This is a genomic window from Streptomyces sp. NPDC002640, assembly GCF_053592575.1.
In genome coordinates this window covers 42947-53396 of record NZ_JBSFVZ010000024.1, presented here as the reverse complement: position 1 = coordinate 53396, position 10450 = coordinate 42947, and the positions used below count along the sequence as shown (strand labels likewise).

The window sequence follows — 10450 nt, the reverse complement described above, 5'->3', positions numbered from 1 at the left end:
GCGCGGCCCCGCGTCCCGTTGGTGCCGTCCCACGGTGGGAGTGCTCGGTGCGGTCCGCTGAGGGTGTACTTGCGCGGTGCCGCGGCGGGGGCGCGCGCGGACGGTGTCGTCGGTTCGGGTCAGGTGGTGCGCGCCGCTCGGCGGGGAGGCGCGGCCCCGCGTCCCGTTGGTGCCGTCCCACGGTGGGAGTGCTCGGTGCGGTCCGCTGAGGGTGTACTTGCGCGGTGCCGCGGCGGGGGCGCGTGCGGACGGTGTCGTCGGTTCGGGTCAGGTGGTGCGGGCCGCTCGGCGGGGTGGTGCGGCCCGGCGGCCGTCGGTGTTGCCCCTCGGTGAGGGGGCTCGGTGCCGTCTACGCAGGGTGTACTGCGCAGTGCTGCGGCGGGGGTCGCGTGCGGACGGTGCCGGTGTCGTCGGCCTGCCGGAGGTGGAGCGGGACGCTCGTTGCGGGCGGCACCCTCCCCTGTGCTCTCGGCCGGGAAGGGCGCTGCAGTGCCCGAAGGGCGGGGCGGTACGGCAGCCGCGTACCGCTCGCGCGGCGGACCAGCGAGGCCCGCCGGGAAGGTCAGTCGTCGTCCTCGTCGTCGAGGCGGGCGAGCCAGGTGGCGAGGCGTTCGACGGGGACCTCGAAGTCGGGGTTGAGGTCCACGAACGTGCGCAGCTGCTCGGCGAGCCACTCGAAGGTGACCTCCTCCTCGCCGCGCCGCTTCTCCAGCTCCTCGATGCCGCGGTCGGTGAAGTACATGGCGGTGGTGTCTCTCCTGCGGTGGACCGGACGGTCAGGACGGTGGACGGTGGACGGTACGGGGAAAGGGTAAGGGCCCGGCCGGGGAAACCTGGACCGGGCCCTCACCAGGAGGACTGCGGGGCCTTACGCCTCGAAGACCTCACGGACCAGCTGCTCCTGCTCGGCCTGGTGGCGCTTCGCGGAGCCGACGGCCGGCGACGAGCCGTGCGGACGCGAGATGCGGCGCAGGCGCTCGGCGGCGGGGACGTCCGCGCCGACCTTCAGGTCGAGGTGGTCGATCAGGTTCAGAGCGATGAACGGCCAGAAGCCCTGGTTCGCCGGCTCCTCCTGCACCCAGAGGTACTTCTCGGCGTTCGGGAACTTGGCGAGCTCGGCCTGGATCTCCTCGCCCGGGAGCGGGTACAGCCGCTCCAGGCGGATGATCGCCGTCTCCGTGTCGCCGCGCTTCTTCCGCTCGGCGTCGAGGTCGTAGTAGACCTTGCCGGCGCAGAAGACGACCTTGCGCACCGCGGTCGGGTCGACCGACTCGTCGCCGATGACCGGGCGGAAACTGCCCGTCGTGAACTCCTCCGCCTTCGACGCGGCGGCCTTCAGCCGCAGCATCGACTTCGGGGTGAAGACCACCAGCGGCTTGTGGTGCGGGTTGTGCACCTGCCACCGCAGGAGGTGGAAGTAGTTCGACGGCAGGGTCGGCATGGCAACCGTCATGTTGTTCTGCGCGCACATCTGGAGGAAGCGCTCCGGGCGGGCGGACGAGTGGTCCGGGCCCTGGCCCTCGTAGCCGTGCGGCAGGAGCAGGGTGACGCCGGAGGTCTGGCCCCACTTCTGCTCGGCGGAGGAGATGAACTCGTCCACCACCGTCTGCGCGCCGTTGACGAAGTCGCCGAACTGCGCCTCCCACATGACCAGCGCCTCGGGACGGGCCAGCGAGTAGCCGTACTCGAAGCCCATCGCCGCGTACTCGGAGAGCAGGGAGTTGTAGACGTTCAGGCGGGCCTGGTCGTCCGACAGGTACAGCAGCGGCGTGAACTCCTCGCCGGTCTCGCGGTCGATGATGACCGCGTGACGCTGGCCGAAGGTGCCGCGCTGCGAGTCCTGGCCCGCGAGGCGGACCGGGACGCCCTCGAGGAGCAGCGAGCCGATGGCGAGGGTCTCGCCCATGCCCCAGTCGATGGTGCCGTCCTCGACCATCGCGGCGCGGCGCTGCAGCTGCGGCAGCAGGCGCGGGTGCGCGGTGATGTGGTCGGGGATGTTGACCTGCGACTCGGCGATCCGCTTGACGACCTCGGAGGAGATCGCGGTGGTCACCGGGACCGGGAAGCCGGCCTGCGGGTCGTAGGCCTCGGAGGGGACGGGCTGCGCGGTGGCCTCGCGGACCTCCGTGAAGACCTTCTCCAGCTGGCCCTGGTAGTCCTGCAGCGCCTGCTCGGCCTCTTCCAGCGTGATGTCGCCGCGACCGATGAGGGACTCGGTGTACAGCTTGCGCACCGAGCGCTTCTTGTCGATCAGGTCGTACATCAGCGGCTGGGTGAAGGCCGGGTTGTCCGACTCGTTGTGACCGCGGCGGCGGTAGCAGATGAGGTCGATGACCACGTCCTTGTTGAACGCCTGGCGGAACTCGAAGGCGAGCCGGGCGACCCGGACGACGGCCTCGGGGTCGTCGCCGTTGACGTGGAAGATCGGGGCCTCGATCATGCGGGCCACGTCCGTCGCGTACATGGAGGAACGCGAGGACTCGGGGGCCGCGGTGAAGCCGACCTGGTTGTTGATGACGATGTGGACCGTGCCGCCGGTGCGGTAGCCGCGCAGCTGCGACATGTTCAGGGTCTCGGCCACCACGCCCTGGCCCGCGAAGGCCGCGTCGCCGTGGATGGCGATCGGCAGGACGGTGAAGTCCGTGCCGCCCTTGTTGATGATGTCCTGCTTGGCGCGGGCGACGCCCTCCAGGACCGGGTCCACCGCCTCCAGGTGCGAGGGGTTGGCGACCAGCGAGACGGCGATCTGCTCGCCGTCGAGGCCGGTGAAGGTGCCCTCGGCGCCCAGGTGGTACTTCACGTCGCCGGAGCCGTGCATCGACTTCGGGTCGAGGTTGCCCTCGAACTCGCGGAAGATCTGCGCGTAGGACTTGCCGACGATGTTGGCGAGGACGTTCAGGCGGCCGCGGTGGGCCATGCCGATGACGACCTCGTCCAGGCGGGACTCGGCGGCCGAGTCGATCACCGCGTCGAGCAGCGGGATGACGGACTCGCCGCCCTCCAGCGAGAAGCGCTTCTGGCCGACGTACTTGGTCTGCAGGAACGTCTCGAAGGCCTCGGCGGCGTTCAGGCGGCGCAGGATCCGCAGCTGCTCCTCGCGCTCCGGCTTGGAGTGCGGGCGCTCGATGCGGTCCTGGAGCCACTTGCGCTGCTTCGGGTCCTGGATGTGCATGTACTCGATGCCGGTGGTGCGGCAGTACGAGTCGCGGAGCACGCCGAGGATGTCGCGGAGCTTCATCATCGACTTGCCGGCGAAGCCGCCGACGGCGAACTCGCGCTCCAGGTCCCACAGGGTGAGCCCGTGCTCGGTGATGTCCAGGTCGGGGTGCTTGCGCTGCTGGTACTCCAGCGGGTCGGTGTCGGCCATGACGTGGCCGCGGACCCGGTAGGAGTGGATCAGCTCGAAGACGCGGGCGGCCTTGGTGACGTCGTCGTCGTGCGAGGCGTCGATGTCCTTGAGCCAGCGGACCGGCTCGTAGGGGATGCGCAGCGCCTCGAAGATCTCGTCGTAGAAGCCGTTCTCGCCGAGCAGCAGGTTCGACACGATCCGCAGGAACTCGCCCGAGGCGGCGCCCTGGATGACCCGGTGGTCGTAGGTCGAGGTGAGGGTCATCACCTTGGAGATGCCCAGCTTGTTCAGGGTGTCCTGGGAGGTGCCCTGGAACTCGGCGGGGTACTCCATGGCGCCGACGCCCATGATCACCGACTGGCCGGGCATCAGGCGCGGCACGGAGTGCACGGTGCCGATGCCGCCGGGGTTGGTGAGGGAGACCGTCACGCCGGTGAAGTCGTCCATCGTCAGCTTGTTGTCGCGGGCGCGACGGACGATGTCCTCGTAGGCCTGCCAGAACTCGAAGAAGTTCAGCGTCTCGGCCTTCTTGATGGCCGCGACGACCAGCTGGCGGTCGCCGTTGGGCTTCACCAGGTCGATGGCCAGACCGAGGTTGACGTGCGGCGGCTTGACCAGCGTCGGCTTGCCGTCCTTCTCCGCGAAGGAGTAGTTCATCGACGGCATGGCCTTGACGGCCTGCACCATCGCGTACCCGATGAGGTGCGTGAAGGAGATCTTCCCGCCCCGGGCGCGCTTGAGGTGGTTGTTGATGACGATGCGGTTGTCGAACAGCAGCTTCACCGGGACGGCGCGGACCGAGGTGGCGGTCGGCAGTTCCAGGGAGGCGTTCATGTTCTTGGCGACGGCGGCGCCGGGGCCACGCAGGGTGACGTACTCGGGCCCCGCCTTCGCCTCGGTCGCGGGCTCGGCCTTCGCCTTGGCGGGGGCCTTCGCCGGGGCCGCGGCCGGAGCCGGGGCGGCGGCGGGCTTCGCCGGGGCGGGAGCGGCCTGGGCCGCGGGCTTCGCGGGGGCGGCCGGAGCGGCGGCCTGCTGCGGGGCGGCGGGAGCGGCGGCCTGCGCCGGAGCGGCGGCCGGGGCCGGGGCTGCGGGCTGGGCCGGGGCGGCCGGGGCCGGCGCGGCGGACTGCTGGGCGGAGGAGCCCGGCTTGTAGTCGGCGAAGAAGTCCCACCAGGCGCGGTCTACCGAATTCGGGTCCTGGAGGTACTGCTGATAGATCTCGTCGACGAGCCACTCATTGGCACCGAACGCGGCCGCGGGGTTCTTACCCGCCGAACCTGCGTCGGTCGAGACACTCGAGTTACTGGGGGACTGTGGCGACACGGCGGCAACCGCCCTCTTCCGCTTCACAAGGTTATGGACAGCGGGAACAAAGGCTACGCCTCCCCGGCAGGGATGGTCAGGCCGGGCCCGGTCATCGTCGCGCACATCACATCCGCGAGCGTGTTTCGGCGGCGGAAATGGCGGGAAACAACCGGGGTTCCCCTATGAAACAGGTGTGTACGGGTGCGACGACGGAAGCCGCGCACGGCCTCCGTACGAGCCTGTTCCCCCCTTCCACGTGCTGACACGTGGTCCACCGGCGCGGACGTCGGTCGATCTTGAAGAGGTCTTGGTCCGAACTTTACGTCAACCCTCATCCGGGATGTTTCCCGGAAGGGTGACGAGCATGCGACAGCCGCGCTCGGATTCGGCCACGCGGATGCGTCCGCCGTGCAGTTCCACGGCCCAGCGGGCGATCGCCAGCCCCAGCCCGGTGCCGCCGTCGCTGCCCGGGCCGTGCGACGGTGCGGAGCCGCGGTTGAAGCGCTCGAAGACGCGGTGCCACTCGGCGCGCGGGATGCCGGGACCCTCGTCCTGGACCTCCAGCGTCAGCGAGCCCGGGTACGGGCCGCCCCGGGCGCGCACGGTGACCCGGCCGCGGGACGGGCTGTGCTTCATCGCGTTGTCGATCAGGTTGGCGAGCACCTGGTGCAGCCGCTCCGGGTCCGCGTGCGCGGTCAGCCCGGTGGGCTGGACGTCCAGGTGCAGGTGGACGTCGCTGCGGGTGTGCGTGCCGGAGCCGGAGGCCAGGCCGGGGCGGGCCGCGGCGACCATGCCGGCCTCCTTGATGATCCCCGAGAGGTACGGCCAGACCTCGAAGGTGCGGGCCTTCAGCGGCACCACGCCGTTGTCCAGGCGGGACAGGTCCAGCAGGGTGTCCACCAGCCGGCCCAGACGCTCGGTCTGCCGCAGGGCGGTCCGCATCGTCTCCGGGTCCGCCTCGCAGACGCCGTCCACCACGTTCTCCAGCACGGCGCGCAGCCCGGCGATGGGGGTGCGCAGCTCGTGCGAGACATTCGCCACCAGTTCCTTGCGCTGGCGGTCCTGCGCGTCGAGTTCGTCGGCCATCCGGTTGATCGCCCGGGAGAGGTCGCCGAGTTCGTCGCGCCGGTTCTCGCTGACCCGGCGGCCGTAGTCGCCGTGCGCTATCGACCGGGCCACGCCGGTCATGGCGTCCAGCGGGGCGGTGAGCGACTGCGCGACGAACTGGGTGATCAGCAGCGTCGCGATCATGGAGAAGACCATGACGAACCGCAGCTCGGTGTCCGTGCGCAGGGCTATGAGCAGGAACCCCGTGGTGATCAGCACCGAGATCACGACCAGCGCGCACAGCTTGGTCTTGATCGAGAACGGACGCATCCCGCGCCGGGGGCACGTCGGCCCGTACGGTCCGCGCCCGTTCACCGGGCGCCCGGCCACCGGGTCGCTGGTCATGGCGTCGGCGTCTCCAGGGCGTAGCCCACGCCGTGCACCGTGCGGATGCGCTCCGCGCCGATCTTCCGGCGCAGCGCCTTGATGTGGCTGTCGACGGTCCGCGTGCCGGAGGCGTCGGCCCAGTCCCACACCTCGGCCAGCAGCTGCTCACGGGAGAGCACCGCGCGCGGGGTGTTGGCCAGGCACACCAGGAGGTCGAACTCGGTGGGCGTCAGGTGGACGTCCTCGGAGCGGACCCGCACCCGGCGCTGGGCGTGGTCGATCTCCAGCTCGCCCAGGCGCAGCACGCCCGAGCGCGGCGTGGCGGCGGCCAGCGCGGCGCGCTCCATGCGGCGCAGCAGCACGTGGACCCGGGCCGCCAGCTCCCGCATGGAGAACGGCTTGGTCATGTAGTCGTCGGCGCCCACGCCGAGGCCGACCAGCATGTCGGTCTCGTCGTCGCGCGCGGTGAGCATCAGCACGGGCACCGGGCGCTGGGCCTGGACGCGGCGGCAGACCTCCAGGCCGTCGAAGCCGGGCAGCATCACGTCGAGGATCAGCAGGTCGGGCTGCCACGCCTCCGCGGTGTCCACGGCGGCCGGTCCGTCACCCGCTGTTTGCACCAGGAACCCCTCGGCGCGCAGGCGGGCCGCGATGGCGTCGACGATCGTCGGGTCGTCCTCGACCACCAGGACTCTGCGCTGAGCGCCCTGCGTCGCCGTGCTTCCGCTGTGCGAGGTGTGTGTCTGCTCCATCGCCCGCCCCTGGTGTGCTTTCCGGAATCCGTGGGGTGATTCCCATGCCTGCGGTCACGGCGCCGATGATCGGCGCCAGGGGCAGCGTACGGGGAGTCACCCGTCAAGAGCCATCCCGGGCCGCAGAGCCAGGTGGATCACGTCGGGGACTCCTCGGGCAACGGGGACCTCATCGGTACGGACCTGTCGGAACCCGGCATTCCGCAAGGTACCTTCGAATTCCGGGGACGGCTGGGCCGACCAGACCGCCAGCACCCCGTCGGGGCGCAAAACCCTTGCGCAGCATGCCAGTCCGGCCGGTGCGTAGAGGCTGTCGTTGCCCTCGTCAACCGTCCACCCGGGGCCGTTGTCGATGTCCAGGCACAGGGCGTCCCAGGTGTGGGAAGTCACATTCAGATAACGCGTCAGGTCGGCCTCGACGATCTCCGTGCGCGGGTCGGCGAGGGCCTCGGCGGTGAGGTGGGTCAAGGGGCCCGAACGGTGCCAGTCGATCACCGCGGGCTCGCGCTCGACCACCGTGATCCGCTCCCAGCGGGGGTCGGCGACGGCGTGTGCGAGCGAGAATCCGACCCCCAGGCCGCCGATCAGCAGACGCGGCGCCGCGCGGCCGCCGGTCTCCTCGAGCCGGCGGGCGGCGGCGTCGACCAGAAGGCGTTCGGAGCGGCCGTCCGAGGTGTCCATCAGGAAGCAGCCGTTCGCGATGATCTGCAGCAACGGTCCGTGGCGGCGCAGGACGATCTCGCCGTGGGGGCCGGTGCGGCGGTCCACGACGACGGGGGGCTCGGCGTCCCCCGCCTGCACGGGGGTGTACGTGGCGGACATGCCGTCCATCCTGCCAAGCCCGGTGGCCGGATATCGGCGAACGGGGGAACCGGCGCGGCCCCGCGGGGGGCAGGCGCTCTTTCCGGGGGAGCTCTACGGGCGTAGCTTCGGTGCCCGGCACCACTGACATGTTCGCGGCAAAACAGCTTTCGAGCTCCCCACCGGAGGTTCCGCATGTCCGTGCTCAGACCCTCGCGCGCCGTACTCGCCGGCGCGCTCCTCGCGGCCCTCGCCGCCCTCACCGTCACCCCCGCCCAGGCCGCCGAGGGCACCGCGGCCGGAAAGCCGCCCGCCCGGGGCTCCGCCCACCTCGGCATGGGCGTCCCGGCCCACGACGGCCGGCACGGCGAGCCGCCGAGCGGCAGGGCCGCCGCCGTGACCCAGACCGAGGGCGTCGACGTCAGCAGCCACCAGGGCAACGTGAACTGGTCGGGGCTGTGGACCAGCGGCGTGCGGTGGGCCTACGCGAAGGCCACCGAGGGCACCTACTACAAGAACCCGTACTTCGCGCAGCAGTACAACGGGTCGTACAACGTCGGCATGATCCGCGGCGCGTACCACTTCGCCACCCCGGACACCACGACCGGCGCCGCCCAGGCCCACTACTTCGTCGACAACGGGGGCGGCTGGTCCCGCGACGGCAGGACCCTCCCGGGCGTGCTGGACATCGAGTGGAACCCGTACGGGGCGTCCTGCTACGGCAAGACCCAGAGCCAGATGGTGGCCTGGATCCGCGACTTCCTGACCACCTACAAGGCCCGGACCGGGCGGGACGCGGTGATCTACACCGCCACCAGCTGGTGGACCGAGTGCACCGGCAACTACAGCGGGTTCGGCGCGAGCAACCCGCTCTGGATCGCCCGCTACGCCTCGACCGTGGGCACGCTGCCGGCCGGGTGGCCGTACTACACGATGTGGCAGTACACCTCGACCGGGCCGATCGTCGGGGACCACAACCGGTTCAACGGGGCGTACGACCGGGTGCAGGCGCTGGCGCTCGGCTGACGCGGCGCGGCGCGGCGTGCCGCCGTTCGGGGGCCCGGGACCGGGCCCGGGTCCGGGTCCCGCGGGCCCTCGGACGGCGGCCTCGGCCGCTCGGCTGCTCAGCTCCTCGGTCGCCCGGCTGCTCAGCGTGTGACGCCCGCGTGCCCCGGGCGCAGGCCGCCGCCGGTCGTCGCGGCGGCGGGCGCGGGGGCGGCGGCCGCCGGGGCGGGTGCGGGGGCGGACAGGGACGCCAGGTCGTGCGTGTAGGTGCCGACGGCGTCCGCGATGACGTCGATGTTGGCCTCGAAGGCGGGCCGCGCGATGTTGTCCAGGTCGTCGCAGGCCTGGTGGTAGCAGGGGTCGTAGGGCTTCCCCGCCTCGCCGCCGAAGAGGGCGGCCGCCTGCTCGCTCTTGGCCTCCTCCGCGCCGGTGAAGGTGCCGCCGGAGGGGATGCCCGCCTCGACGAACGGGCCGTAGTCCGAGCGCCCGGTGAAGTCGGTCCCCAGGTGGGGCAGGCCGCGGCGGTCCAGGAACGCGGTGATGCGCCGCTCCAGCTGGGCCGAGCCCGCCGGGCCGGGGCCCGCGCCGAGGCCGTCGGAGTCGTCTCCGTCGTAGACGAACAGCGCGTAGTTCGGCGAGGCGATCATGTCGAAGTTCAGGTAGAGCCGGATCCGCTCGCGCTCCTCGGCCAAGAGGCCGCCGACGTACTCGGTGGAGCCGAGGAGGCCGAACTCCTCTGCGCCCCACCAGGCGAAACGCACCCGGTGGGCCGGGCGGTGCTCGGCCCGCGCCAGCTCCAGGGCGACCTCCAGCAGGCCGGCCGAGCCGGAGGCGTTGTCGTTGATGCCGGGGCCCTCGGTCACGGAGTCCAGGTGGGCGCCGAGCATCACCGTGCGGGCGGGGTCGCCGCCGCGGGTCTCGGCGATCACGTTGTGGGCGGTGCGCCGTTCGCGGCGCTCGCGGAGGTCGAGGGTGACGGTGGCCCCCGCCTTCCCGGCCCGTTCCGCCGCGGCGGACAGCGCCGCGCCGTCCTCGCGGCTCACCCCGCCGGTCGGGATCACGGCGGCGGAGGGGTCGCCGAGCGTGCCGTGCAGCGGGCCGTCCTCGTTGTTGGCGATCAGGACGGCGGCGGCGCCGGCCTCGGCGGCGGCGCGCTGCTTCTCGGCGAACGAGCAGGCGCCGCGGGGGACCAGCGCGACCTTGCCCTGCACCGCGTGGGCGGCGTAGTCGGACGCCTCGCAGCCGGGGGTGTCGTCGCCGCGGGCGGGCAGGGCGGCGAGGGAGGCGGTGAGGCCGCCCTCGGGGGTGGAGACGGTGTAGGTCATCAGCTTCACGCCGACGTCGCGCGGGGCGGCGCCCGGAGCGGTGAGGCGGAGCTTCTCGGCGAGGGCCTCGGCGTAGGTGAACGCGAAGGGGACCGTGGTGACCCGGTAGCCGGCCCGGCGGAGGGCGTCCCGCACGTAGGCGGTGGACGCGTCCGCGCCGGGGGTGCCGGCGGCGCGGTTGCCGCCGTTGGCGTCGGCGATGCGCTGGAACGCGACGAGGTGGCGGTGGGCGTCCCGCGCGTCGGCGCGGGTGACGAGGCGGGCGGCGAGGGCCGGGGCGGCCGCGGGGTCCTCGGGGGGCGGGGCGGGGGCGGCCGCGAGGAGGAACGGAACGGTGAGGGCGGCGGTCACGGCTCTGCGTCTGCGCACGCGGGGTTCCTTCCCTCGTCAGGGCAACCTCCCGCCATGCTCACCCCCCTCCGGAACCCCCGCAACGCGGGACTTCCCCGCCCCGCGCAGTGCCCGGCCCCGCCTCCCCG

Annotated in this window: 7 protein-coding genes; 1 reads left to right on the top strand and 6 read right to left on the bottom strand. The window is 72.1% G+C overall.

The window, feature by feature from the left end; translation table 11 throughout:
• Positions 1 to 562 precede the first annotated feature (562 nt).
• The 5 genes from ACWD3O_RS27080 to ACWD3O_RS27060 form a co-directional block, all read right to left on the bottom strand.
• Entirely contained in the window at positions 563 to 742 is a 180-nt protein-coding gene (locus ACWD3O_RS27080) for a DUF6104 family protein (RefSeq protein WP_030049542.1), read from the bottom strand.
• Between the two features lie 126 nt (positions 743 to 868).
• Positions 869 to 4672 (bottom strand): multifunctional oxoglutarate decarboxylase/oxoglutarate dehydrogenase thiamine pyrophosphate-binding subunit/dihydrolipoyllysine-residue succinyltransferase subunit, encoded by a 3804-nt coding sequence (locus ACWD3O_RS27075; protein WP_451410372.1) that lies wholly within the window; start codon positions 4670 to 4672, stop codon positions 869 to 871.
• A gap of 306 nt (positions 4673 to 4978) precedes the next feature.
• The gene (locus ACWD3O_RS27070; protein WP_451410373.1) at positions 4979 to 6106 is read right to left on the bottom strand and encodes a sensor histidine kinase; all 1128 of its coding nucleotides are present in this window, start codon (positions 6104 to 6106) and stop codon (positions 4979 to 4981) included.
• Complete coding sequence (locus tag ACWD3O_RS27065; RefSeq protein WP_151771308.1) at positions 6103 to 6840, bottom strand: response regulator transcription factor; 738 nt, start codon at positions 6838 to 6840, stop codon at positions 6103 to 6105. The genes ACWD3O_RS27070 and ACWD3O_RS27065 overlap by 4 nt, the downstream gene beginning before the upstream one ends.
• A gap of 96 nt (positions 6841 to 6936) precedes the next feature.
• Positions 6937 to 7671, bottom strand: a complete 735-nt coding sequence (locus ACWD3O_RS27060; RefSeq protein WP_451417689.1) for a spermidine synthase — start codon at positions 7669 to 7671, stop codon at positions 6937 to 6939.
• 165 nt (positions 7672 to 7836) lie between these two features.
• Here ACWD3O_RS27060 and ACWD3O_RS27055 point away from each other — a divergent pair, with 165 nt between their 5' ends.
• A complete protein-coding gene (locus ACWD3O_RS27055; RefSeq protein WP_451417688.1) occupies positions 7837 to 8667 on the top strand; it encodes a lysozyme in 831 nt (276 codons plus the stop codon).
• Between the two features lie 122 nt (positions 8668 to 8789).
• Here the strand turns inward: ACWD3O_RS27055 and ACWD3O_RS27050 are convergent, their stop codons facing one another.
• The gene (locus tag ACWD3O_RS27050; protein ID WP_451417687.1) at positions 8790 to 10340 is read right to left on the bottom strand and encodes a M28 family metallopeptidase; all 1551 of its coding nucleotides are present in this window, start codon (positions 10338 to 10340) and stop codon (positions 8790 to 8792) included.
• Between the last annotated feature and the right edge of the window lie 110 nt (positions 10341 to 10450).

Excerpts from the sequence above, each read along its gene's own strand:
- ACWD3O_RS27080 (WP_030049542.1), bottom strand. The coding sequence starts at position 742 with ATGTACTTCACCGACCGCGGCATCGAGGAGCTGGAGAAGCGGCGCGGC.
- ACWD3O_RS27060 (WP_451417689.1), bottom strand. The coding sequence starts at position 7,671 with ATGGACGGCATGTCCGCCACGTACACCCCCGTGCAGGCGGGGGACGCC.
- ACWD3O_RS27055 (WP_451417688.1), top strand. The coding sequence starts at position 7,837 with ATGTCCGTGCTCAGACCCTCGCGCGCCGTACTCGCCGGCGCGCTCCTC.
- ACWD3O_RS27070 (WP_451410373.1), bottom strand. The coding sequence starts at position 6,106 with ATGACCAGCGACCCGGTGGCCGGGCGCCCGGTGAACGGGCGCGGACCG.
- ACWD3O_RS27065 (WP_151771308.1), bottom strand. The coding sequence starts at position 6,840 with ATGGAGCAGACACACACCTCGCACAGCGGAAGCACGGCGACGCAGGGC.